This window comes from Bradyrhizobium sp. Ken51 (assembly GCF_055807435.1).
Genome location: NZ_JBVVPB010000022.1, coordinates 64,195 through 89,760, shown reverse-complemented (window position 1 = coordinate 89,760; position 25,566 = coordinate 64,195). Strand labels below are relative to the sequence as shown.

The window sequence follows — 25,566 nt, the reverse complement described above, 5'->3', positions numbered from 1 at the left end:
CTCCGGCCAGCGCGTGCCCAGGGATCGATGGTCTCCAGGCGCGGAGATAATCGCTGGTGTGGTGCTAAGACCCAAACCGCTGGAGCATAGTGTGCTGCGGGTCCGCGGCGCCCTTGGTCACCAGCGCGAGCTTGACGCCGAGCGCCTTCAGCCTGTCGATCGCATCATGCGCGCCCGGTCCGATGGACATATCCTCTTCGCGATAGCTGGTGAAGCGATCGGCCGGGCTCATGGCGAGATCGTCGGGCAGAGCGCGGTGGCCCGCAGCCGCGAGCGCGGCAAAGCCGCCCTTGACGGTCAGATGCCGGGCTTCGGCAAGCTTCAGTCGCCATGAGGCGTCCGCATTGGTCCAGACGATCTCGGGCCGGCCGTGGGCCGACAATGCCGTTGTCCATGTCGATCAGGATGGCGCGGGGGAGAAGCTTGCCCGCGCTCATGGCCACTTCACCTCCGGCGGCAGCGACGACAGGATCGAGTCGACATTGCCGCCGGTCTTGAGTCCGAAAATTGTGCCGCGGTCGTAGAGCAGGTTGAACTCGACATAGCGTCCGCGCCGGATCAATTGCTCCTCGCGGTCTTCGGCCGTCCATGCCGTCGCGAAATTGCGACGCACGATGTCAGGATAGGTCTTCAGGAAGGCGTGGCCGACGTCGTGGGTGAAGGCGAGATCGGCGCCCCAATCACCGCTGTCGTGCCAGTCGTAGAAAATGCCGCCGACGCCGCGCGCCTCTTTCCGGTGCGGCAGATAGAAATACTCGTCGCACCATTTCTTGTATTTGTCGTAATCGGCGACGCCGTTCGCTCCGGTACAGGCGTCCTTCATCGCAGCGTGGAAGGCGATGGTGTCGGCATCGTCCTGGGTGCGCCGGCGATCCAGCACCGGAGTGAGGTCGGCGCCGCCGCCGAACCAGGCCTTGGTGGTGACTACGAAGCGGGTGTTCATGTGCACGGCCGGCACCTGCGGATTGCGTAAGTGAGCGATCAGCGAGATACCGGAGGCCCAGAACCGCGGATCCTCCGCCGCGCCAGGAATCTGCGCGCGAAACTCGGGCGCGAATTCGCCGTGAACGGTCGAGCAGTGCACGCCGACCTTCTCGAACAGGCGGCCGCACATCATCGACATCACGCCGCCACCGCCGGGCGCGCCGGTGTGGTCGGTGCGCCGCCACGGCGTGCGTTTGAAGCGGCCGGCCTCGCCCGGATAGAGGCTTTGTGGCGCGTCATCCTCCAGCCGCTCGAAGCTCGCGCAGATGTCGTCGCGCAAGGATTCGAACCAGGCGCGGGCGCGGGCTTTACGATCTTCAATGATTGAAACGTCCATATCCAAAATCCTGAAGAAACCAGCCCGTAGGGTGGGCAAAGGCGCCCTTGCGCCGTGCCCACCATCCTTCACCGGCGTCTTGAATCGTGGGCACGCGGCGCTTTGCCCACCCTACACGATCTATCCCTGCGGACCGTAATCGGTGCGCTCTCGTTGCAAGTGTGGCGGTGAATGCTGACGCGGATGAGCTTGCCGATATGCCGTAGCCGCCGCCGGACGAAGCGCAATAGGTTTTCCAGGATCGGGGTGATGGGCGGACGATGCCGTGCGCATTCATTCCCGCGCGCGACGAACTCGCGTTCTTCGCCCTGATCTGGCTCTGTCGGAACATCCGTAACCCCCAACGCGCTCCCCAAACTCGTACCTGGGTGCTTCTGGGCTTTAACGTCACCTAAATCACACGGTTTCGCGGTACTCGCTTATGTGCCGCACCTCGCAGCCGGCCCCGTATTCACGCCGCATCGGAGGACGCGACCGTCGAGCCCCGCGTTTTGTCCAGCGCACTCGTCCAGTCGCGAAAACGAGCAACCTTGATAAAGGCGTCGAGCGCCGGCGAATACTGCCTCCCGGCCACGGCCAAAAGCTGCACCTCACGCCGGACAGGGTCGCCCTCGATTGGGATAGCCGCGAGCGACGGCAGCGTGGGAGCATGGTCTGGCGCCAGGATGGCCCCTAAACCGGCGGATGCCATTTGCTGAAGGTGCCTTTCCTGATCGCTCCTGTGCACAACTGTCGGGCCGGGATGGTCGGCAAAACACGCCTGCTTGAATCGCCCTGCGACGTCGCACCCGACCCTTTCGAGAAAAACCAGCTCGTGAAGGTTTTGAAGCGGGATAACTGTGTGACTCGCCATCGGATGCTTCCGTGACAAGACGAGCACATACCGCTCCTCGAAGAGCCGCCAGCGGTTGATGCGCTCAGGTACCTCCACCGCGTCGCCGACGAGTGCGGCATTGATCTTACCATCCAAAAGCATCGCAACGAGCCCGTTGGCATCGGCCTCGCGCAGATCGACTCGAAGATCAGGGATGATCCTGGCGAGTTCCAAGAGCAATTCCGTAATGAGTGCGGCGGAGATTGATGGCGCCAGCCCGATCTTCAGCGGAGCGATGGTCTTCTTTTTATAGCCTCGCGCCTGAAGTCGTACCGACTCCGTCGCGGCAAATATTTCCTCCAGCGTTGGCAAAATCATGTTGCCCAGCTCGGTGAGTTGGGTGAGGTGACGTTCACGGTGAATCAAGGCGCCACCGAGTTCTTGCTCCAGCTTGTGTATCGCCTTTGTCAGCGCCGGCTGAGTCACATTGCATTGCTCCGCAGCCCGCGTAAAATTGAGCGTCCTTGCCAGGGCTAAAAAATATCGCACCTGATGAAACTGCAGCTGCATACTTATACTCGAAAGGGTTGAGGTGGTTCGGACCATTCCAGTTCGTTGCTGGGGCGGGCAGGGGTGATGATAAAGCGGTTTGTCGCGGAGCCTCCCAGGAAACAGGTATTGTGTGCCGGCTCGGCATTCTCGGCCCGCGTCTCGCGGAACTTTTCCTCACCGACACTGCTTTGAATTAACGTTGCGGACCAAGTCATCAGCTTTTGAGCGTCCCAAAGACGCGTCCAATCGTACGAACGTTGCATTGCCTCGCTCGGATCTCGACGTACTGGTACGACCTTGAATTCGCCGCCATTGGAGTCATCGCCTGTTTGGTCAGCTAAAGTGTGAATATGTCACTCGGAGCGTGCACGCACAGCCTATCCACTGCACTTTCCGGGGCCGGACAAACGATCGGTGGATCGCTTCTCCGCATTCCTGACACTTGTCATCACATCGACCGGGAAGCCGTTTCACAACCGGTTCGATGACCTGACAGCAGAAGAGAGTGAGTGTCGTGGAGGGGCAATGGCATCGGGGAAACGTCCATCCTTGCGATAGGGAACTACAGTTCGGCTAAGCGTAGAAACATGCAGCTCCTTTCAAGGCGGATCCGATCAAATGGTCGGATCACGTCGGGCACCAGAACCCCCGTCGCGCGGACCAGAGCATCGACTTTGCGCCTTGCGCGGTGCGCGTCGTGTCCATCTGCCGATCGGCTGCAAAGCGACCATCGCCGATATCCCGTCTATGGCGATGGCCCTGCTCATGTTGTTTGAAGTTGCGGTAGCCTCGCCCGTGAGTGCGACATCGCGCGTGGTGCACGTGACAGTCACATCGTCGCCACTAGTCGCGGTGAATATCGCCGGCATCATTGTTCTCCTTATCGCCGCTAAGCCTGATGCTCTTGCGGACTACAGATATAGCGGGTTAATCACTGCGTGAAGCGCAGTTCTTGTTACGGCGTTCTCATTCTTGCGGTTTGTTGAGCGCGTATTTTATGGCGCCGAATCCGTTGCGTGCCGACAACTCAGAGGTCTGGACACCAGCTCGACCCAAATGGCTCGAACAATCCGCCGTAGTATAGAGGTGAGTATCGGTCGCGCTGTTCGGGCCGCGCGACCGCCCGTTAGACGGGTTCGCTGAGGTGCGACACACGCCACTGATACTCATAATCAAGGACCGTACTTTGCGCTCTTCGCTTGCCAAATCGAACTTGTTCCGGCGTTGACCGGACCTAGCGAATGCAATGACCGCGCACGAGGCCCGGAACGGCGACGGTGGTCAGGTTAGCGCGTCAATGCTTCCGATCACCGCTCCCATGCGGCGACACAGTATCGGCATTTCTCTTGAAGTTCGCCTCTGCTTTGTCGATCTTGGGTATGTCACGGAGAGCGGTGCTTGACGATTTCTGAGGCGCCCCCGGCGACCTCTCTCAACGCCGTGGCCAACCCGACGTCGCCGCAATACGAGCGCTCAGACTCGTCGTTTCTTAGCTGCGCTGAACGTGGAACGAGATGGACATGAGCCGTTCCAAGGAACAAGCCACGAGCATAACGACCTCCTAAATGATGAATAGCGCGCTGGCTGCGCCGGCGGAACTCCAGTGCGTGCGAGCCCAGAGTTCTTCCGGTAGCGATCCGGTCCGTTGCAGACGCGCTGCAAACTGTTCAGTTCACGCCTGATTTGACCGTGCGGGCAGCGTGAATTGAAACGTCGCGCCCCGAGGTTGAGCGGCGGTGGCCCACAGTCGTCCCCCATGCGCTTCAATGATCGTGCGGCAGATCGATAGGCCCATCCCCAAGCCGCCGGGCTTTGTCGTGTTGAAGGCATCAAAGATGCGCTCCAGATCCAGTGAACTCAGACCTGGCCCGGAATCCCGCAGTACTACCAGCACGCCGTCCGGCTCGCCCTTACCAGTGGTGATCACCAGTTCTCGCGGATCCCCACTGATCGAGCTCAATGCTTCAACGGCATTGATGATCAGGTTCATTATCACTTGTTGCAGCTGGACCCGATCTCCTTGAATGAGCGGCAAACCGTCCCCGAGGAGTGATTGCACCGAAATGCCATTCTTCACGACTTCGCCGCGGGTCAGGGCGATCACCTCAAGGATTGCTTCGTTGATGTCCACGTCTTCTTTCCGTAGAGGTGCTTTTTTGAAAAGCGCTCGTATCCGGCCGACAACCTCGCTGACGCGATTGCCGTTAGCAAAGATCCGGTTGAGAGCGTCTCGAGCTTTATCCAGATCTGCTGGTTCTTTGCTCAGCCAGTGCAACGCCGCAGAGGCATTGTTGAGCGTCGCCCCGATCGGCTGGTTGACTTCATGGGCGATCGAAGCCGAGAGATGCCCCATTGTTGCAACTCGATTTGCGTGCACGAGCTCCATCTGCACCTCACTGTAACGCCGTTCGCTTTCGCGAATTTCCTCCTCCGCCCGCTTGCGCTCAGTTAAGTCTACCACGAAGGCCGCGCCTTGGTCGGATCGCTCTCCGAAGGTCGCTGCCCCAACCAGCACCGGCACGCGGCTGCCGTTTTTCGCGAAGTACTCCTTCTCGTAGGGTTGCGTGGTCCCGGTCGCCTCCAGCTGGGCTAGTCGTCGGTCGTCGGCATCGCTCCATTCCGTGGGTGTCAGGTCCCGCCAGCGCAGTTGGCCAGAGACGAGATCATCGCGGCTGTATCCGACGATGCGGAGAAAAGCTTCGTTGGCATCGATGATCCTGCCGTCAACATCCCAGACGAAGATTCCGATAATGTTGGCATCCACTAACCGTCGGATTCTGGCCTCCCGCTCGGCTAGTTCGCGATACAGGCTGGCGTTCTCTATTGAGATAGCGGCCTGGGAAGCGAGCAGTGTGAGGACTACCATTCGAGCAGAAGTAAACGCGGCAGTCGTAAGGCTGTTCTCCAAGTACAGCAGGCCAATCAACTTGGTCTGCTTAAGTATCGGCAGGCAGAGCACTGAGCGCGAGCGACGGTCACGAATATAGTCGTCCCCTGAAAACGGATTCTGATTGGACGCATCTTGCAGCAGAACGCTTTGTTTTGTGCGAAGCACGTAGTGAAACACCGAGTTTGGGAGATCTGCGGTCGTGACGCGCGCCTGTTTCAGGACCACCGTCACGTTGTCACCGCTGGCTGTGGCCTCTGCTTCAATTTGATATTTGTCGGCTCGGGGAAGAATCAGGAGACCTCGATCTGCGCCTGCGTGTTCGATTGCCGAACTCATGAGCGTGTTCATTAACTTCTCAAAAACGATTTCGCCCGAGACCGCTTCCGAAACCTTGATTACGGTAGCCAAATCGAGTTGCTCGAAGGGTGTCACTATCGTCGCCGTGGAATTCGGGATCGACTCATCCAGCTTGAGCTGCGGATAAAGTTTCTCGAGTTGGCAAACCTTTCCGTCGGCTCCCCAGCGCTGATAGCAGCCCTGCGCGGCGCGCAAATAGGTTGCCGCGATTTTCCCGTAATCGCGCCCTGCGTAGAAGCGCGCGGCAATCTCGTTGGCAATTGCCTGGATGTGCACGAAGCCGTATTTGCGAGCCTCGCGGATCGCTTTGTCGTACAGCTCCTGAGCGTTCAGTGTTCGGCCCTCCATGCGGGCGATCTCGGCGCCGACCAAGGCGGCGCGGTCTTCGAACGTTTCCGGGTTGACCTCCGCCCACGCTAGGAGTTCCCGGTGGTGCTCAAGTACAGATGCGAAATGCGTCGGTCTCTGCTCCGGTGGGGCGTGATCCCACATCGCCGCATGCGCCAGCGCCGCATATAGGCGATACTCCGCCGACTCGAACGTTGCCGCCGACGTCCAAAGCAGGGGCTCCCCGTGCCGCGATGCATCGACCGCCGCCGCAAGCTCTCCGGCAAAAAAATGCGCCTGCAGCTTTCGCGTCCAGTAATAGAACTCCGAGAGCACGAGATCCGGGCTGTTGGCCAAACGGCGCTCGGTATCGACTTCGCTATATCCCTCATGATCCAGGCAGCCGAACGTTTCAGTCAGCCCGCGCAGGGTGAGGATCAAACCAAGTTGTGCTCCGCAGCGCTCGATGAGCGGACCGAAGCGCACCCGCCTCGCAAATGCCAAGCCCTTCTCGCATTCCTCTTGCACTTCCGCGAGTGGATCCCCGGCAGCGAGACCGACCGTGACGGTCAGCAGTTCACACTCGGCTGTCAGATATTCGATCGAGAAGATAAGCCGGTAATTGCGTTCCCAAGTCTCTTCTGTAAGAAGGGAGCGGCCGGCCCTGAGATAGATGAGAGCGGAGTCGTATGCTGTCGAGAGTTTCGCGCGCCGACCTGCGATCAGATTCAATTCTGCGACGCGCTCGCGATCCTCGACAAAGTTGATAAGGTGAGAGCCACGGTTAAGTTGATTGGCGATATCAAATATCGCCTTCTCACGTCTTTCTAAGGGCGTATGCTCAGCGAGGAGCATTCCGATGCGGAGGTGAGCCTCGGCACGCAGCTCCGCCGGGATAAGCGAGTAGGCCGCTTCCTGCACGCGGTCGTGCATGAAGCCGTAGCAATTGTCCGTGCGGAAGATCAGACCCGATCGCACCGCTTCCCAGAGATGATCGTGCATGTCCTCGACGGAGCCCTGATACCCAATCCGCAGCATCTCGAACTCTGCAGTGTTGCCCATGCAGGCGAACTGCTGGAGTAACTTCTGGGTTTCTGGCGAAAGGCGCTTTAATTTGTCCACCATCAGCTCTACGACATTGTCCGTGAAGCCTTTGGCACGAATGCGGGGCAGGTCCCATATCCAACGGCGCGCGCGGTAATCGAATGTCAGCAGGCGCTCGTCCGCCAGAGTAGAAATGAACTGGATTGCAAAGAACGGGTTGCCCGTGGTTTTTTCGTAAATCAAGTCTGCCAGTGGGGCGGCGGGCTCCAGTTGGCAGTGAAGGGAGTCCACAAGCAGTTTACCTAGATCGTCGCGACTGAGTGGTGTGAGAACGATGTCCTGCACTGCGGCTCCGGCCTGACGGATCGCTTGAAGCTTACGTACCAGCGGATGGTTGCCATTGACCTCATTGGTCCGATACGCACCAATGAGCAATAAATGCTGCAAATCGTTGCGTGTTAGCAGATCTTCGACGAGGTCGAGTGTGGCGACATCCAGCCATTGCATATCATCGAGGAAGAGCGCAAGCGGATGTTCAGGTCGTGCAAACACGCCGATGAACCGTCGAAAGACGGTCTGAAAACGTCTCTGCGCTTGCTGCGGCGGCAATTCGGGCAACGGCGGCTGGTCGCCAATGACGTGCCGCAATTCCGGGACGAGATCGACGAGGAGCAGTCCGTTTGGACCCAGGGCCTCACGAATTGCGGCCTGCCATTTGTGCAGATCTTCCTCGTTCTGGCTTAGGAGCCGCCGGATAAGGCTCTGAAACGCACCGGCCAGGGAGGCGTGCGGAATATCCCGCTTGTGCTGGTCGGATTTGCCCGACGCGAACAAGCCGCGTGGCCGCACGAGCGGTTTATGAAGCTCATTGACGATTGCGGATTTTCCGATCCCGGAGTATCCAGAGACCAGCACCAGTTCGGCTCGGCCACCGCCAACGATGCGGTCGAAGGCGGTCAGCAGAGTGTCAACTTCGCGGTGCCTCCCATACAGCTTCTCGGGGATGATGAGGCGATCCGGGGTATCGTATGCGCCAAGGGTGAAGTCATCGATCCACCCGTGGGACTCCCACTGGGATAGGCAGCGCCGAAGATCGCTCTCAACTCCCACCGCTGTCTGATATCTTTCCTCCGCGGTCTTGGAGAGCAACTTCATCGTGATCGCGGAGACCGAGACTGGTACGGTTCCCACCCGCGCTCTGGGGGCGGCTGGTTGTTTCGCGATATGACAGTGCACCCATTCCATGGGGTCGGAGGCCGTGAATGGAAGAGTCCCGGTCAACATTTCGTAAAAAGTCACTCCAAGCGAATAAAGGTCGCTCCGATAATCGACCGAGCGATTCATTCGTCCCGTCTGCTCGGGTGCCATGTAGGCGAACGTTCCCGCGATGAACTCGGGAGGATCGGGCGACTGGCGCTCGCGCGGAAGTTGGGACGCAATCCCGAATCCGGTGAGCCATGCGTTTCCGGTCTCGTCGACGAGGACATTCGAAGGCTTGATATCCCGATGGATAAGGCCCTGCTGATGGACTTGACCCAGTGTTCTTGTCAGCCCAACAGCGATGCTTAGGAACCGAGTCACATCTAGCGGTTGCCCATGGTCACGCTCAAGAATCCAATCCAGCGGCTGACCGCCGGGGTCCTGGAGTAGGAGGATCGTCCGCCCTTCGTGACGCGTAATGGCCAGAGGCTTGGCAGCCCAAGCGGGATCGAGTTCGGCGGCGATCGAGTATTCGTGCATAAGCCGCCTGATACTCTGAGGCGACGGCTGTTCAAAGAGTGCGATCGCTAGGACCGAAGAGGGGTCATCGTGTTTCCGGCCGCGGTAAAGGGTAAAATCCGCGCTTTTCCGCAGGGGCACAAGCACGTACCCCGACAGCCCCGGGATAGGTGACATTCTTGTCGCCACGGGCATCACGACCTCGGAGTATTCATTTGGACAGGACGCCAGAAGGATGTCAACTGCAACGAGATATCTGTGGCCGCGCCAGAGAACGAGTTGGTCCAATCTTTCGAACGACCTGGAACTTTCTGGGGCGCTTCGTCGACAACATTCTCCGAACCGGCACTCCGCTCATCAGACAAGTGCGTTCACTTCCACCGGGCCTCTGAGCAGATGAGCTCAAGGCAGACAGGTTAACCTCCAGCAGGCGTTTGCTCATAAAGCCGAGCCCTTCTTCGATTGTGGTTTCAGGCGATCTTCCGGCAGCGCCGCCTCCCGCAGCTCGTTAGGTCTGCAATTGGGAAAGTGACTGGTTCCGCGATTTTCACCGCGACCTTTCACGCTCCGCCCAAGTCAGGCGCTACCCTCGTCCTCGCCGCTCCCATTATTTCGCTCACAGTCCTGCTATCGGAGATGTGGCGGCTAGCCTTCGCGAAGCCCGTTTCTCAGCACTTGAGAGTTCCGCAAGAGTCTTCTTGCGTAGTCTCAAGTGCCCTCTTGACAAGCGGGATAAACGGGACATGAAATTCGATCGTCTTCTGACTCCATCGCGCAAAGGAAGTTGAAAATGGCAACCAGCGTGACACATAGTGGTTTGGCAACAAGCACGATGATTTTGGATGGTGACTTCGACGAGATCGACTTCCGAGGAGAACTCGTGGACGGCCACCTCGTCGCAAAAGGACTTCTTGCAGACCAAGCGGCAATGGATTCTATCCCTGTAGGGATATACGTCCTTGAGAAGGATGCCACCGTCGTTAAGTGCAACAAAGCTGCAATCGCCGGTTGGGGACGGACGCCGTCCTTGGGAACCTCGGAAAAGTTTTGCGGGTCACACCTGCTTCGTTACCCCTCAGGAGAAGTGATGCCGCACGAGCTTGCGCCACCTTCCGTGGTGGTCAACAACGGCGCCACCGTTCGGAACGCCGATGTAATTTGCGAGCAGCCAAACGGTTATCGTCTTCTGGCGCTAGTAAATGTGTTTCCAATTCGTGACGACGAGGACGAAGTGATCGGAGCGGTCAACATTTTCCGACACAACACCAGCAAGACTGTTCCTGGCTTAGTCTCCGAGCCTGCAACTGGTTCTAACTCCAAGAGCGGTGACGGGGAGCAGTGAGGCTCCCCCTTAGCCGCCTCGGGGACTAGCGCGTTGGTAGTTCGCTTCTCGGAATGTGGTGTACCAGAAACCATCTTCGGTGATGTCCGAGGCAACCCGGGTGACGCTTTTCAGGCTCCGAAAATCACTACGTGCGCCAACTAGGCCGCGCTACTCCTTTCGCAGTGGAGCTATTTGTGCAATCGAACGAGCGGCGCGAACGGGAGCGTGAGATGCGTGACGCTGGGCGGCTGCCCCCAGGACAGTCGCTGACGCTTAAGTGGCCGGTGCTCCATGTGGGCTCGGTGCCGCTCTTTGCTCCCACGACTTGGGATTTTCGCGTGTTCGGCCTGGTAGAGGAGCAGCTGCGGCTTTCCTGGGAAGAGCTCTGCAAACTGCCGCAAAGCGAAGTACTTGCCGACTTACACTCCGTCTCGCGCTGGAGCCGGTTCGACAACCGTTGGGGAGGGATTCTCGCCACAGAATTGATGAAGCGAGTGACGTTGCGGCCAGAGGCGCGGCACGTGATGATCCATGGCGAGAACAACTACACGGCGAACCTGCCAATCTCGGACTTTCTGCTCCCGACGACGGTTTTCGCCTTGCGGCATGACGGCGAACCCCTTACGGCCGAACATGGTTACCCGCTCCGGCTCGTCGTGCCAAACCTCTATGGTTATAAAAGCGTGAAATGGGTACGCGGGATACAGTTTTTGGATCGCGAATCGCCGGGCTTGTGGGAATTCAACGGATTTCACATCTACGGGGACCCGTTCAAAGAGCAACGATTTTCGAGCTGAAGGGAACGTTTCCTGAGCGGCAGCCGATCGATTGCTGATTACGGATTTTCATCTTATTTCCCGCGCTGTAGCGCCAATTCGATGCATCCGAGTAGAACCTTTTCGTCGATGGGTTTGGTCAGGTAGCCAACGACGCCCTGATCCAGAGCCCGCGCTCGCGCGCTGTCGTCGGGGTAAGCGGTGATCAGAACCGTTGGTATGTTATAGCCGGATCCTACCAAGCGGCTATACAACTCAGTCCCAGTCATGCGCGGCATGTGGACATCAACAATCAAACAGGAGCTATCGCGCAAGTTTCCAGACGCGAGAAACTCCATTGCCGACGAGTAGGTCTCAGTCGTGAATCCGATCGCTTGCAGGAGACCCGCTAAGGCTGAGCGAGATTGGTCATCATCATCAATGATCGAAATTCGAATCTCGCTAGACATATCCCCACCTTCGTTGCTGGGGAGGTGGCCCGCCGCATCTCGCGTTCCGTGTCCATCTCATGAAGCGCACTGCGCGGACACCATTACACGTTAACGACAAGGGTCTGAACCGGCGATTAGACGATGGACGGGCGGTGCTACGCTTTGGAACAACCGATGCTATACTTAGGAATAATCGATGCAGACTATCTGAATAGTTCAGCCCGGTTTGGGCCACGTCCGAACGCGTGCGCTGATCTCGGGTCGTTACGTTCGAAGCGGCAGCAGGGCCTGGCGGCAAGCGATTAACGCCGTCAGTTGATTTGCGCAAACAATAGCCCTCTCGGCTGATGCACTCACGTGCAAGCAGGAAGCGATTAAGACCGGGGCGACTTTATACCAAGCGTCTCCGCCATTTTGACAAGCTCGGCCAGCGATTGCGCACCCATCTTCTGCATAACATGACCACGGTGCGCCTTTACAGTGATCTCAGCTATCTCTAGCTTAAACGCGATTTGCTTGTTCTTTAAGCCAGTCGTCACGAGAGCCAACACCTCTCGCTCGCGCGCGCTTAATCGCTCGAGACGCGACTTCAATTCCGTGAGCCGCCGCTCGTTCTTCCGCCGCGTCCGATCGCGCTCGAGCGCGATCGTGACTGCATCCAGCATGTCTTGATCGCGGAATGGCTTGGTTAGAAAATCCACAGCGCCTGCCTTCATGGCCCTGACCGACATCGGAATGTCGCCGTGGCCGGTCATGAAGATGATGGGAATCGAAGCGTTCACTTTCGACAGCTCGGCTTGGACATCGAGACCGCCTAGGCCCGGCAATCTGACGTCAAGTACGAGGCAGCTCACCGCGTCGGGCAATAATTCGCCCTGCAGCAGCTCCGCTGCCGAGCCAAACATCTTGACCTTGAAGCCAACCGAGTTGAACAGGTCCCCGAGTGAGGCGCGGAAGTCATTGTCGTCGTCAACGACGACGATGGTTGGCTCCTCGGCTACCGCACGCTTTTGAATTGGCTGCGCCACGGGATACTCCCCCAAAACCGACAAGTCCGTGTAGAAATACCATCTTCACGAAGACCATTCAACAAATGACACTCCGCGAGTTCCAGCGTGGAACGCAATCGCTTGCGCGTGAAGGTGATCTGACTTTCATCGGTCGGACTAAAACAGGGGTGATGAGGGCAATCGACCTAGTCTCGCGCCCAGCCCATCATCAGTACAGATTTGCGATACGTCGCTCGGATCGCTCTAGCGGGTCCATTCACGGCGCCGCTTGCTTTCGGTCGCTTTGCCGAATTCCCGCGATGGGCTTTCTGCCTCTCTTCGCCACCAGCGGCAGGTGCATGCCTTCTTAAGGCCCGTGACCTGCTTTCTTGACGGGCCCCCAAAGCCCGATCGTCCTCATCGCAATGTGGCACCGAGACGCCGCTACCTTCGAATGGCAAAGTTGAGCGGGACGCCGCAACTCATTCATACGGTTATCGGAGGAGCCACGCTTCGGCGGTAATCCGCGGGAGCAATACCCGTCGCCTTCCGAAACGCCGTGGCGAACGCGTTACGACTGCTGAAGCCGACCGCCCGACCGATTTCCATCATAGAGCCTGCGCGGTTTGCCAGCAGTAATTTGGCCTGCTCAACGCGACGTTTGGTCTGGTACCGATGAGGCGGCATTCCGAGAGATTGCTTGAACACCCGGCAGAAATGATACGGGCTAAGACGAACGAGCTGCGCCAACGTGCCAATCGGTATCCGCTCATTGAGATGCTCCTGGATGTAGGCGGTGACGAGCCGCTGCTGCCACTGTGCAAGACCACCTTGGAGTTGACGCTGAATGCTGGGCATCCCGCAAGTGAAACGCACGACTTCATGCATAAGCAGGCTACCGAGACTCTCGAAGTAGACCGGGTCTCCTGCAGAGCTATCGACGAACGTCTTCAGCTTGAGGGCGGTGTTCCATAGCGTTTCGTCTTCGAACAGTAGGCGTGGGGAGTCCGGCAGGCCGGTGATGCCACGTTTGGAAAGAGCCTTCAGCCTCTCAGGGTCGAAGTAGAAGTACATGAGCTGCATCTGCGATCCCCGCGGCTCGTGCCAATCGTAGAACTCGCAGCCAGCAGGAACGAATGTCAGCTTCCGCTCGAGGCTCCGGAGCGCTGATGGCGGCATACCTTCTACAAATGTCTCTCCATCGCGGCGCTCCCCCTTCTCGTACATGACGAGCATATGCATTGGAGCCCTATACTGATGTTGGATTTTGCCTCGACTTGTGGATCGAATAGATTCGGCCGTCATGCCGTGCCCCGTTATGATGAGGCGTTCCACAGCCTCACGAGGAGAAATTTCAACAACAGGATGGATCACGTCCGCCGGCACCTGATCATCCAATTGACGAATTGGATCGAAAATGAGCGGCTCATGGTCACCAACAATGATCGGAGATTGAGCTATCGGCAGCAACATTCGTGATCGTGAAAGATGTTGCCGCTCATCAGGGCCGTGGCGCCAATCGCGTGGCTTCCCAAGCTTCTTGCATAAAGGGACTTGCTGGAGCTCGGGTCGCGGCGTGGAGGACGAACGTGCTGGGCGGTGTTCCACCATCGCTTCCCCCGTCTGCTGGAATTTGACCCGTGGCATCATCTGGTCATCATTGGCTGGACGCATGGAATTCGAACTCCGATTCAGGACTGCATTCATCCCTACCGTTGCGCGATCGCGGTGCCTGTTTTGGGAGTCGGCCGTCGCGCGCCGGGCCGAGCGGCAGATCCGCCCGAAAGCTGCTACAAGCGAATGCGAGGTAAGCCTGCCCTGCGACACGGAAGTCCCCAATTGCACTCGCGTTTGCGTGTCTGACAGAAAGGGCAAAACGGGATGAGACTTTTGGCGGAGCACGGCTGCGACTTTTGGATATCTCGGTTTCGACCTATTTGGCGCTCGGCGTCACTTCACCGACTCTGATTTTTGACGCGCCGGGCAGGCGAACCTCAATTTGGTTTCATCGGTCTCCCCTCAACGCCGCGCGGGCTAGAAGGCGCTCTGTCGGTCGCGGCATACGTTATCAGCAACACACGTTCCACTGAGGAGGTTGGCTTGCTCACCGATTGTCCTGGCTTCGCGGCTGCTTCTTGCAGAAGCACTCCTGACAAAATGCCGACTAGGGCACGCGCTCCGCAAATGGAACCCAATGCGTCGTGCAGCGATCAGGTGTCGGTTCTGAGGACAATCTTGGCGTACAGCTCGTGCAGCTCGGTGCTTGGCTATTGCCTCTCCTTGATCGTGTCGCTCGGTATGCAGGAGCCTTTGGCGCGGTGAAAGAGTCATGACCTCCTCAACGGAAGCTGCTCCCTACTATTTCGTCCACCCGCGCGCATCGCGATACTGGGGGCGACGACTATTCCTATCGATTATTCGTCGACGGTTACCATTCCAAAGTTGAATTTTCGTTTTCCAGAACGCTCGGTCACCATGGAAGAAACATACGCGGCCAAGTGCCGTGGGCTTACCGGGGAGAACCAGAATGGGCGATGACGTTTCAAAGGGGCCCCCGGCCAGTACGCAGGTCGAACCCTCTGCGGAGACCTTGAGCGGTTTCCGCATGCTGGACATCCGAACCGACCGCCTGCTTTCATCATGGTTGCGAGAGGCCGGTATTCCTGACGGCGCCCTGAAAGTAAACGAACTTGCCCCCGATTTTCTTCTCCCCGAGGCAGATGGAAAGCTCGTTTCATCTTTGGAGTTGCGACGAGCTGCACCGTTGATCGTCACCTTTGTTTACGGGACTTGGTCCCCATTGTGCACGGTTGGACTGCGCGCCCTTCAAAAGGCAACCTTTAGAATCCGCGCCGCCGGCGCCACAACAATTGCCATAACGCCCGAGGCTGGCGAATTGCCACGCAATTTCAAACGCGACCGCCAACTGGATCTGGAAATCCTCTCCGACCTAGATCTTGGGGTGAGCCTTTCGTTCGGCCTGGTGTCCGTGGTGCCGGCGGACATAAAGAGCCATCTCTTGCGGCGCGGACTCGATCTCTGCGCTCCCCATGGCTTCTCCTTTTGGATGTTGCCGATGCCGGCCATCTATGTCCTCGACCAACGAGGGATCATCCGTCGAGCGTTTGTCGGCCCGGACTCCTTCACGGGAGCGAAGACCGAAACCTTGCTTGCTGCCCTGTCCGAAATTGGATGGGCCTAAGCCTCGCCCTTCGAGGCTGACCGGAATGAGCCAAGTCAATTCGAGAGGCTACGCATGGGCGACTGCAACTGCGTCATGGCCCGACTTGTCCTGGCCATCAACGACTTCGCGTCACCTCAGCAACGACGGTTGGATACCCGTAACAGGCTCGGGCATGAAGAGGCGGGACCGGGGCCCGTGATCTGGATCAAGGAGCCTGCACCTTGTGCATCAGCCGAGCAAACATTGTCCTTGTTCGAGTCAGGGGCAGATGCGCGGCGGAGTTTGTCCAACGCAGTCGTCCAGTCGCGAACACGAGCAACCTTGATGAAGGCGTCAAGCGCCGGCGAATATTGCCTCCCCGCCACGGCCAAAAGCTGCACCTCGCGCCGGACGGGGTCTCCCTCAATTCGGATAGTGGCGAGCGACGGCAGTCTGGGAGCGTGCTCTGGCGCCAAGATGGCCCCCAAACCGGCGAATGCCATTTGCTGAAGATGCCTTTCCTGATCGCTCCTGTGCATAACCTTAGGGCCTGGTTGGTCGGCAAAACAAGCCCGCTTGAATCGGTCTGCGACGTCGCATCCGATCCTTTCGAGAAAGACCAACTCGTGCAAGTCTTGGAGCAGGATGACGGTTTGTCTGGCCATCGGATGTTTCCGAGACAAGATGAGCACACAGCGTTCCTCGAACAGGCGCCAGCGGTCGATACGCTCAGGCAGCTCCATGGCGTCACCGACAAGTGCGGCATTGATCTCGCCATCCAAAAGCATCGCAACCAGCCCGCTGGCATCGGCCTCGCGCAGATCGACTCGAAGATCGGGGATGATCCTGGCGAGCTCCACAAGCAATTCAGTAATGAGTGCGGCGGAGACTGACGGCACCAGTCCGATCTTAAGCGGGGCTATTGCCTTCTTTTGATAGCCTCGTGCCTGAAGCCGTACGGCCTCGGCGGCGGAGAATATTTTCTCCAGCGTGGGCAAAATCATCTTGCCCAGATCGGTGAGCTGGGTGAGATGACGTTCACGGTGAATCAGCGCGCCGCCGAGTTCTTGCTCCAACTTTTGTATCGCCTTTGTCAGCGCCGGCTGCGTCACATTGCATTGCTCCGCCGCTCGCGTAAAGTTTAGCGTCTTTGCTAGGGCTAAGAAATATCGCACCTGATAAAGCTGCAGCTGCATAGTCAGACTCGAAACATTTGCCCCGGTTCGGGCCGTTCGGTTCGTTGCCATAGTAGGCAGGTGTGATGATCAAGCGGTTGCTCGCGGAGCTTCCGATTAGACAGGTATTGTGCGACGGCTCGGAATTGCCGGCCGCGTCTTGCTGAAAGCGTTCGCATCGATGCTGTTTCCTATTGAGGTCGCGGTTGCGTAGAACATCGTACGCGAGACCAATTTGATGTCAGGTTTTGCATTGGGATCGCCTCGACCACCTTTCCATTTAGTGCTTTTTGCTCATTTTGGGACATCCTAAGGCGTCAGTTCTGGACGGTGAAATGAGGGCCGCCGGAAGCGCAGCACGCTCACGTCGTCGAAGAGGTTCCCAACTTCGCTTAGGCAGTTGGTCGTGGCGAGCAGATGCGCATCATCCTAGCCATAATACAGTTCCACGATTTGCAATTGTCCTGTCCTAAGACTAGGACATCAGCTCAATCCGAGAGTCCGAAACACATGTCCGATCGTCCAAATCTTACATTGCTTCGATCTCATCTCGATGTGCTGATGGCAACTTTGGATGTCGACGTCATCGGGCTCATCGAGTGTTTGGTTAGCCCAGGCTGGCGCCTGTCATTCGGAAGCGCGGAGGCGCCGGCTATCCACTACAATCTTTCCGGGACCGGACGAATGGTCGTGGGTGGCTTCTCTGCGTTTCCTCTAGTACCTCACACCCTTGTCATCACACCGGCCAAGAAGCCGTTTCACATCGAGGTCGATGACAGCACAGCGGCCAAGAGAGTGAATGTGGTCGAAGCGCAATGGGATCCGCGCTTCGGCGAGCGAATCCAGCGATTCGTCGCCGGGGACCTGGACCCGATGGTCATGCTGATCTGCGGGTACTTTCGCGCTACCTACGGCTCGTCGATCGACCTCTTTGCAGGCCTTTCCACGCCGATTGTCGAGCGCTTCGAACCAGCCGATGAAGTGGGGTCAAAGTTGCAGGCCGCGTTGGCAGAAATCAGCGGCGGGCGGGTTGGAATGCAGGCCATGACAACCGCCATCCTCAAGCAGGTGCTCGTCACGCTCGTCCGTCGCAGTCTCAATTCGACCAGCGTTTGGCTCGAACGCTTCTCTATTTTGAGTGACCGTCAAATCGCTCTTGCGTTCGCCGATATGCTGGCGCGGCCGGAGGCCGATCACTCCGTCATGGCCTTGGCGCAAAAGGCCGGCTTGAGCCGATCCGCATTCATGGCGCGCTTTGTGCGCACGATAGGATGTTCGCCAATGGTAGCGCTCCGGCAAATACGGATGAAGCGTGCAGCCGATATGCTCGCCGCGAGGACGTTTTCAGTTGAGCAGATCGCGCGGGCGGTCGGTTATAGGAGCTACAGTAGCTTTCTCCGTGCCTTTCGCCAAGTGCATGGATACGTTCCGGACGAATCTGAGGGTGATGGACAGAACTCCGATTGAACATACGGCGAGATTGTGAGGGCAGCCAAACGCCGCCGTGATGCGATCGCGTCTGAATTAAGCTTATGATAAATGGCTATCGGATAAATAGTCGCAGGCATTTCCCATTATCCGGCGGCGACGTCACCTCGGCAGCTCGCCTTGCGAGTTACTACCGGAGCGACCGAAACGCTTCGCCGAGCTGTCGTGGTCACAACAACGTTAGCCACCATGCGCGGCTCATCGTGGTTGGGCGCGCGATCCTTTGTCACGAATTCGATCATGGCCTCCAAAGCGGATCGCCGATTAGCAACCGATGGCACCTGCATTGCGAAACGGAACTGACTGATTTGAAGTCATGTGTGGACGGTCCAGTGTCCCGCATTTTTCTTCGCTGCTTGAGACGCGGTCGCCCTCTAACTCCTGCCGTACCGGCCTTGATCGTAGGCCTGCAGGATGCGGACAAACTCGGCCATGCTGGATCGATCCCGATCGGTCACAACCGCAACTTGAGCATTGGAGGCGGGCCGGCTCCCTTGCCGGAACCGGATTAAGAGATCGGCGATGCTTATCATGGGGGGATCTCCGCAACCATGGAAGCAAACAGTAATCACTGGCAACATGCGGCTCGATGAGGGGAAAGACCGGTCGACCATTACGTGGCCGACCTTGTCCTGCAACTGCCTGCTCGCGGGCCGGTTCCGTTGCTGTTCGCTCCGTATCATCTGGTAGCACCGAGCGCTTAGTTGTTGCCATTGCGCGAGGGTATGAAGTGACCCTACCGAGGTATAGGTCGACCAGACCTCGGTTCAATTCCATATGAGTGCACACAAAAAAGAAGGCCGCCTGCGTTGCCACGAGCGGCCCAAGTCTAGGGAGGAAACGCCCAAGGTGGGCAGCGATAGCTGGGAGGGCCACCGCACGCCTTATAGATACGACGATCGCGATTGGTGGCTCAATTGAACCTACGTACGGGTCGGGTATCCAAACGGAGTAAGGGATCTATACGAAGAAGGCGCCCTTTAAAGCGGACCGCTTACGCGGGACGAGCGCCGTCACTTTTAGCTCATTACGCCGAGCATCGACCGCGGCATTAAACGCTATCTCGACGTCGCACGCGATCGAATAGCGCGCGGCTCCCACCTGCTATCGGTCTCTCGAATTGCCGTGCCGTCTGCACGCGACAATTTCGGCCACTCCAAGTATACAAATCGGAGCCGCTCAGCTCTGGGCGCCTTGCGGGCATCAAAACAATAACTGGAGGTAATTTGTGAAATCGTCTCCGGTGTGATGCGATACTCATCGGCTTGTAGGAGCCCCAGTGGCACGAACTTTCTTCGGGAGCGCGAGCAATCCCGGCCTGCAGGTTGAATTCGAGGAGATCGGAATTTGACTCTGAACTTCACTGCGTACAGCAATCCTGGTAATTTCGTGCGTATCGCCGCGAGGCTGCTGCCTTGGCTTTGGGGTTCGACGGCGTTCGCCTTCGCAGTTGGTCTGCTTGGAACATTCGCCGCGCCACCCGACTACCAGCAAGGCGAGACGGTGCGCATCATGTACATCCACGTTCCTGCCGCGTGGACAGCGATGCTTGCCTACACGTTCATGGCGGTATTTGCGCTCGGATCCTTAGTTTGGCGTCATCCACTTTCCGATGCAGCACAAAAGGCGGCTGCGCCGCTTGGCGCGGCTTTCACCTTTATCTGCCTCGTCACAGGCTCCCTCTGGGGTAAACCGATGTGGGGCGCATATTGGGTTTGGGACGCCCGGCTCACCTCCGTGTTGGTTCTGTTTCTGATCTATCTCGGTCTGATCGCGCTCTGGCAGACGATCGAGGACCCGAACAGGGCGGCACGAGCAGTTTCGATCATGACCTTGGTTGGGTTCATCAACATCCCAATCGTGAAGTTTTCGGTTGATTGGTGGAACACTCTTCACCAGCCGGCATCGGTACTTCGGATGGAGGGCTCGGCGATTGTTGGCACGATGTTATGGCCGCTAATTGTGATGGCGCTCGCATACACGCTTTTGTTCGTGACTCTCCAGGTAATGGCCGTCCGTAACGAAGTCATGCGACGCCGAATCCGGCGGCTTGCGATCACCATGGCGGCTGCGGGCGAACCTGCGATGGCTTGCATGCTGCCTGTCGAAATGGCGTCCTGAGCAGAATGATGCAGCATAGCGGGTTCATCACAGCGACTTTTCTGGTGACGGGCACCATGCTTGCCGGGATGATCGCGGCGGTCCTCATCGACTATCGCGTTCAGCGCCGTACCTTGCGTCGTCTGCAACTTCGTCACTCCGATCCGCGCGGCCGCGTATGAGCAACATCCGAACTTCGATTCACCTCCGCTCGAGCGCCATGGCCCGTCGCCGCGCACTGGCCCGCCTGTGGGTGATTATCCCGCTTCTAGTTTTCTTCGGAATTGCGGCGTTACTCCTGGTGCGGCTCGGCGCCGGAGACCCGTCACTCGTGCCCTCCGCTGTGATCGGCAAGCCGGCACCGCAGTTTGCGCTGGAGCCGCTCGAGGGGCTTCGCACGCCTGGTCCACCCGGCTTGTCGGGCGCCGATCTGCGGAAGGGGCACGTGACAATTGTGAACGTGTTCGCATCATGGTGTATCGAGTGCAGGGAAGAACAAGGGGCTCTGATGGCGTTGGCGAGCGACCGGATGCTGCAGCGACAGGGGGTGACGCTTACCGGCATCGTCTACAAAGACGATCCCAGAAACGCGCTAGCCTATCTCGCCGCGAATGGGAACCCCTTCGCACAAGTCGGCATTGACCGGTCCGGCCGAACGGGCATCGATTTCGGCGTCTATGGCGTCCCCGAGACCTATGTGGTCAAGGGGGATGGCACAATCGCCTACAAGCTGGTTGGAGGCATCTCGGACGCAAGTCGACCTGCTTTGATGGCGGCAATTGCCGGGGCAGAGCGTCCATGACGACTGCGTTGCAAGTCCATTTACATCATTCGGGAGTGGCCGATCGGACCATGGGAGCGGCACACATAGAAGCAGTCCGATTTTCAAGCGCGCCGGATGCCCGAAAACGTGGTGCGTTACGGATTGGCGAAAACGGACGGAGGCCTTGAACGTGCTCTGGGCCGTCTTCGCAATGATGACCTTTGCAATCGTGCTGGCGCTGGCCCGGCCGCTCTCCGAGCGGCGTGAGAGCTTTGGCGGTCACGATTCCGACGTGGCCTTCTATCGCGGCCTTCTGGCCGAGGCGGATGATGACGTCCGCTGCGGACTCGTAGGGCCCGAGGATGCCATGGCCACGCGTGCCGAGATCGGGCGCCGGCTGCTTGCATCACTCGACTCCGCGTCGGAGAGCCGGCCGCATGCGTGGCCGCGCTGGCAGCCGAGACGCACTGCCGCGGCCTTGGCGATCGCCCTAGTGCTGCCACTCGTCGCTCTCGCGTCTTATCTCAAGGTCGGCGCTCCCAACCAGCCTGATATGCCGATCGCATCGAGGCGCACGGGTGAGGACTTCACTCTCGCTGCCGCGATTTCCGAAGTCGAGACGCGTCTGAAGGGCGACCCCAATGATGGCCGCGGATTCCAGGTTGTTGCGCCAATTTACCTGCGCATGGGAAGGTTTCAGGATGCGGCGCATGCGTATAGGGCGGCGCTACGGCTGCTCGGCGAAAATGCGGAGGAGCGTGCGTCTCTTGGGCAGGCGCTGACGATGGCTGCCGACGGCGTTGTGACTGCAGAAGCACGCGGTGCCATTGACCAAGCACTCGTGGATGATCCCAAACAGCCTCTGGCCCGATTCTTCCATGCGCTCGCAGTAGAGCAAGATGGCGACACAGATCGGGCGAGACAACTTTGGGAGGCGCTGAAGGCCGATACGCCAGCCGGCGCCCCGTGGATGGATGCCGTCCGCCAACACCTGGATAAGTCTTCTAGGCCAACTCAATCAAAAGCGGAAGCCGGCCGAAGCCGGACTGAAATCGCGGCGCTTCCACCGGAGCAGCGGAGAGACGCGATCCGCGGGATGGTGCGAGGACTGGCCGAGAAGCTTTCGAAGGATGGCCATGACCTTCAGGGATGGCTGCAACTGATTAGGTCCTACGTCGTATTGGGTGAACGCCAGAAAGCCGAGGCGGCCGTCGCAAGTGCGCGCGCCCAGTTAGCAGAAGATGCGCAAGCGCCAGAGCGCATCGATGAACTCGTCAGTCAGCTAGGTTTGAAGAGGTAGACTTTGACCAGAAAGGGCAGGCGCATCGCTATCATCAGCGCAGCAGGCTTCACCTTGGCCATCGCGGTTGGGCTCATCCTGTTTGCGTTGCGTGACAGCATCGTCTTCTTCTACGGGCCGACCGAGATGGCCGAAAAGGCGCCGCCGCGAGGAACCCGTCTGCGCATCGGTGGCCTGGTGAAACGTGGCTCACTTACCTATGGTGGATCGTCGACTGTCGTCTTCGCGGTGACCGACCTGAAGTACGACATCCAGGTCAGCTACACCGGATTGCTGCCGGATCTCTTCCGTGAAGGACAAGGCGTCGTGGCCGAGGGCACGGTGGAGGGACCGGGCGCCTTTCATGCGGATACCGTGTTCGCCAAACACGACGAGCGATACATGCCCAGGGACGTAGCCGACAAACTCAAGCAATCAGGCATTTGGCGGAACGAAAATGCGCGTGGGCGCAATAGCGCGGCTTTCCACGAAACACCACAACGGGACGGACCGAAAGGATGATCGTCGAAACCGGACATTACGCGCTCGCTCTGGCTCTCGCCGTCGCGCTGCTTCAGTCAGTTCTGCCGCTCTGGGGGACCCGCAGTGGCGATTCTGAGCTGACTTCCATTGCGGTCCCAGCTGCAATCACCCAGTTCCTGCTGTTGGGCTATGCCTTCGCGGCCCTGACTTACGCTCATGTGGTGTCCGACTTCAGTCTCGTGACAGTCGCCGAGAACTCGCTCACGACCAAACCACTCGTGTACAAACTCGCCGGCGTCTGGGGCAATCACGAAGGATCCATGCTGCTTTGGGTTCTGATCCTCGCGGCCTTCGGAGCGGCAGTTGCGATTCTCGGGCGCGGCATGGCAAAGGAATTGCGCGCCAATACACTAACGGTCCAAGGCTGGATCTCCCTTGCCTTCCTCTGCTTCATCCTGTTCACCTCCGATCCCTTCGTTCGACGGTTTCCGGCGCCCTTTGAAGGCCAGGATCTCAATCCGCTGCTTCAAGATGCGGGCCTTGCAATACACCCACCGCTCCTCTACCTCGGTTATGTCGGCTCCTCGATCGTGTTCTCGTTCGCGGTGGCGGCGCTGATCAGCGGACGGTTGGACGCCGCTTGGGCCCGCTACGTTCGGCCTTGGATTCTGATTGCCTGGATCTTTCTAACGCTTGGCATAGCCATGGGCTCGTACTGGGCCTATTACACCCTCGGCTGGGGCGGGTTCTGGTTCTGGGATCCGGTCGAAAACGCATCACTCATGCCCTGGCTTGCGGGTACTGCGCTCCTGCATTCGGCCGCCGTTATGGAGAAACGCGAAGCCCTCAAGATCTGGACACTGTTCCTGGCGATACTTACATTCTCGCTATCGCTGCTCGGCACCTTCCTGGTGCGTTCAGGTGTGCTGACCTCCGTTCATTCGTTTGCCAGCGACCCGACGCGCGGCGTCTTCATCCTGATCATCCTGAGCACGTTCATCGGCGGTTCCCTCGCGCTTTATGCTTGGCGTGCGCCTTCCCTGAGCCAACGTGGTCTGTTCGCGCCCGTTTCACGCGAGAGCGCGCTCGCAGTCAACAACCTGCTGCTCACCGCCTGCTGCGCTACGGTCCTGACCGGCACGCTCTATCCGCTCGCGCTTGAGGCTCTGACCGGGGACAAGATTTCGGTCGGTGCACCGTTTTTCAATTTGACCCTCGGTCCGCTACTAGCGTTGATCGTTCTGCTGATGCCGATCGGTCAGTCGCTCGCCTGGAAGCGTGGCGACCTGCTCGGCGCGGCGCAGCGGGCGACGGTTGCAGCCTTGGGGGGCCTCGTGGGCGCACTTGTGCTCGTTGCCGTCATCCGAGGCGGCCCCGTCCTCGCCACGGTTGGCCTCGGCCTCGCCGTCTACCTCATAGTCGGTTCGTTCGCCGATGTGATGTCGCGTATCTGGGCACGTGGGCAGCCCATTCGAGTGATTCTGGCCCGCGCGGTCGGGCTGCCGCGCTCCGCCTGGGGTGCTGCTATCGCTCACGCTGGCCTTGGCGTGACACTTATGGGCTTGGCGGCGACCGGTTGGGGCGTGGAGCGGATCGCGACCGTCAAGCTAGGCCAGGGGATCGATCTCGGGCCTTATCAAGCGACTATCGAAAATCTACAATCGCGACAGGGCCCGAACTACTCCGAAGTCCTGGCCTACACGGTCATAAGCCGGGGCGGCGCGGCCGTGGCCACCGTCGAGCCCGCCAAGCGCAGTTTTCCCGTACGACAGACTACCGTCAGCGAGGCAGGCATCGTGACGCTGGGTTTTGGCCAGATCTACATTTCGCTTGGGGACCAGCACGCGGATGGTTCGATCGATGCGCGCATGTTTTGGAAGCCGTTTGTGACGGCCATCTGGATAGGCGGCGTCATCATGGCGTTTGGAGGGATCGTGTCGTTGTCTGATAGACGCCTCAGAATCGGCTTCGCGCGCCGCGCGGTTCGCGTCCGCGCCGCAGCTAACCCCGCAGCAGCGCCGCAGGCCGCCGAATGACTCCGCTTCGTCGCATTCTTCTGCTTTCGATCGTGTCCGCAGGCCTCGCGCCTGGCTTGGCCAGGGCGGTGCAGCCAGACGAGGTCCTGCCCAACCCGAACCTTGAGGCGCGCGCGCGCGATATTTCCGCCGGACTGCGCTGCCTGGTCTGCCAAAACCAGTCGATCGACGATTCGAAAGCAGAGTTCGCGCGGGATCTCCGACTGCTGGTGCGCGAACGCCTTAACGTCGGCGAGAGCGACGAGCAGGTCCGCGACTTTCTGGTGAAGCGTTATGGGAAGTTTATCCTGCTGAGACCACCGCTCGACTTGGAAACCACCTTCCTCTGGGGAATGCCGGCTTTGGTGCTCGCAGCGGGCGGGATCGCTCTCCTGTTCAGATTGCGACGCCTGCAGCCTACGCCGGGGGCGCCCCTGAGCCAAGCCGAGCGAGATCGGCTCGCGGCCTTGTTAGACGCGGATACTCCGCTATAGGCATTGCCCGATGATCAAGTCGTCTTAGCTTGGGAAGCGTGCGGAGTCGTTCCGCGACGGCG

The 25,566-nt window shown here is 58.9% G+C and carries 18 protein-coding genes and 1 pseudogene; 11 read left to right on the top strand and 8 right to left on the bottom strand.

Translation table 11 applies throughout. From position 1 onward, the window contains the following. Positions 1-73: 73 nt before the first annotated feature. From AC0L27_RS29720 to AC0L27_RS29705, 4 genes and pseudogenes are all read right to left on the bottom strand, one after another. Positions 74-437, bottom strand: a pseudogene (locus AC0L27_RS29720) (HAD family hydrolase); the annotation flags it as partial. Next, on the bottom strand, positions 434-1,321 hold the full coding sequence (hemF, locus tag AC0L27_RS29715; RefSeq protein WP_473321315.1) for an oxygen-dependent coproporphyrinogen oxidase: 888 nt from the start codon (positions 1,319-1,321) through the stop codon (positions 434-436). The pseudogene AC0L27_RS29720 and the gene hemF, both read right to left, overlap by 4 nt. Positions 1,322-1,772: 451 nt before the next feature. Then, entirely contained in the window at positions 1,773-2,705 is a 933-nt protein-coding gene (locus AC0L27_RS29710; protein WP_085385696.1) for a LysR family transcriptional regulator, read from the bottom strand. A gap of 1,654 nt (positions 2,706-4,359) precedes the next feature. After that, the gene (locus tag AC0L27_RS29705) at positions 4,360-9,045 is read right to left on the bottom strand and encodes a trifunctional serine/threonine-protein kinase/ATP-binding protein/sensor histidine kinase (protein WP_473321314.1); all 4,686 of its coding nucleotides are present in this window, start codon (positions 9,043-9,045) and stop codon (positions 4,360-4,362) included. A 769-nt stretch (positions 9,046-9,814) separates the two neighbouring features. Here AC0L27_RS29705 and AC0L27_RS29700 point away from each other — a divergent pair. Both AC0L27_RS29700 and AC0L27_RS29695 read left to right on the top strand, forming a co-directional pair. Then, positions 9,815-10,366, top strand: coding sequence for a PAS domain-containing protein (locus AC0L27_RS29700; RefSeq protein WP_247295272.1), 552 nt, complete (start codon positions 9,815-9,817; stop codon positions 10,364-10,366). Positions 10,367-10,542: 176 nt separating this feature from the next. Further along, positions 10,543-11,145, top strand: a complete 603-nt coding sequence (locus AC0L27_RS29695) for a sulfite oxidase-like oxidoreductase (RefSeq protein ID WP_446480901.1) — start codon at positions 10,543-10,545, stop codon at positions 11,143-11,145. Between the two features lie 53 nt (positions 11,146-11,198). Here the strand turns inward: AC0L27_RS29695 and AC0L27_RS29690 are convergent, their stop codons facing one another. The 3 genes from AC0L27_RS29690 to AC0L27_RS29680 all read right to left on the bottom strand — a co-directional run bounded on the left by AC0L27_RS29690 (position 11,199) and on the right by AC0L27_RS29680 (position 14,218). Further along, entirely contained in the window at positions 11,199-11,573 is a 375-nt protein-coding gene (locus AC0L27_RS29690) for a response regulator transcription factor (RefSeq protein WP_085385699.1), read from the bottom strand. 356 nt (positions 11,574-11,929) lie between these two features. Then, positions 11,930-12,583 carry a response regulator transcription factor gene (locus AC0L27_RS29685; RefSeq protein ID WP_473321313.1) on the bottom strand — a complete coding sequence of 218 codons (654 nt, stop codon included), beginning with the start codon at positions 12,581-12,583 and terminating at the stop codon, positions 11,930-11,932. A gap of 447 nt (positions 12,584-13,030) precedes the next feature. Continuing rightward, positions 13,031-14,218, bottom strand: coding sequence for a helix-turn-helix domain-containing protein (locus AC0L27_RS29680; RefSeq protein WP_473321312.1), 1,188 nt, complete (start codon positions 14,216-14,218; stop codon positions 13,031-13,033). A gap of 853 nt (positions 14,219-15,071) precedes the next feature. Between AC0L27_RS29680 and AC0L27_RS29675 the strand changes: the two genes are divergently transcribed. Beyond that, positions 15,072-15,746, top strand: coding sequence for a peroxiredoxin-like family protein (locus AC0L27_RS29675; protein ID WP_473321310.1), 675 nt, complete (start codon positions 15,072-15,074; stop codon positions 15,744-15,746). Positions 15,747-15,862: 116 nt separating this feature from the next. Here AC0L27_RS29675 and AC0L27_RS29670 read toward each other — a convergent pair whose 3' ends face one another. After that, on the bottom strand, positions 15,863-16,903 hold the full coding sequence (locus AC0L27_RS29670) for a LysR family transcriptional regulator (RefSeq protein ID WP_473321309.1): 1,041 nt from the start codon (positions 16,901-16,903) through the stop codon (positions 15,863-15,865). Positions 16,904-17,392: 489 nt separating this feature from the next. Here AC0L27_RS29670 and AC0L27_RS29665 point away from each other — a divergent pair, with 489 nt between their 5' ends. The 8 genes from AC0L27_RS29665 to AC0L27_RS29630 all read left to right on the top strand — a co-directional run bounded on the left by AC0L27_RS29665 (position 17,393) and on the right by AC0L27_RS29630 (position 25,504). Further along, on the top strand, positions 17,393-18,349 hold the full coding sequence (locus AC0L27_RS29665; RefSeq protein ID WP_473321307.1) for a helix-turn-helix domain-containing protein: 957 nt from the start codon (positions 17,393-17,395) through the stop codon (positions 18,347-18,349). 1,368 nt (positions 18,350-19,717) lie between these two features. Then, on the top strand, positions 19,718-20,491 hold the full coding sequence (locus AC0L27_RS29660) for a heme ABC transporter permease (RefSeq protein ID WP_473321305.1): 774 nt from the start codon (positions 19,718-19,720) through the stop codon (positions 20,489-20,491). A gap of 5 nt (positions 20,492-20,496) precedes the next feature. Beyond that, the gene (gene ccmD / locus AC0L27_RS29655) at positions 20,497-20,652 is read left to right on the top strand and encodes a heme exporter protein CcmD (RefSeq protein WP_063615308.1); all 156 of its coding nucleotides are present in this window, start codon (positions 20,497-20,499) and stop codon (positions 20,650-20,652) included. Positions 20,653-20,690: 38 nt separating this feature from the next. Further along, entirely contained in the window at positions 20,691-21,272 is a 582-nt protein-coding gene (locus AC0L27_RS29650; RefSeq protein ID WP_473321303.1) for a DsbE family thiol:disulfide interchange protein, read from the top strand. Positions 21,273-21,423: 151 nt separating this feature from the next. Beyond that, entirely contained in the window at positions 21,424-22,533 is a 1,110-nt protein-coding gene (gene ccmI / locus AC0L27_RS29645) for a c-type cytochrome biogenesis protein CcmI (RefSeq protein ID WP_473321349.1), read from the top strand. A 3-nt stretch (positions 22,534-22,536) separates the two neighbouring features. Then, on the top strand, positions 22,537-23,034 hold the full coding sequence (gene ccmE, locus AC0L27_RS29640) for a cytochrome c maturation protein CcmE (protein ID WP_473321302.1): 498 nt from the start codon (positions 22,537-22,539) through the stop codon (positions 23,032-23,034). Beyond that, a complete protein-coding gene (locus AC0L27_RS29635) occupies positions 23,031-25,031 on the top strand; it encodes a heme lyase CcmF/NrfE family subunit (protein WP_473321300.1) in 2,001 nt (666 codons plus the stop codon). Before ccmE ends, AC0L27_RS29635 begins: the two co-directional genes overlap by 4 nt. After that, positions 25,028-25,504, top strand: a complete 477-nt coding sequence (locus tag AC0L27_RS29630; protein ID WP_473321299.1) for a cytochrome c-type biogenesis protein — start codon at positions 25,028-25,030, stop codon at positions 25,502-25,504. The genes AC0L27_RS29635 and AC0L27_RS29630 overlap by 4 nt, the downstream gene beginning before the upstream one ends. Positions 25,505-25,566 lie beyond the last annotated feature (62 nt).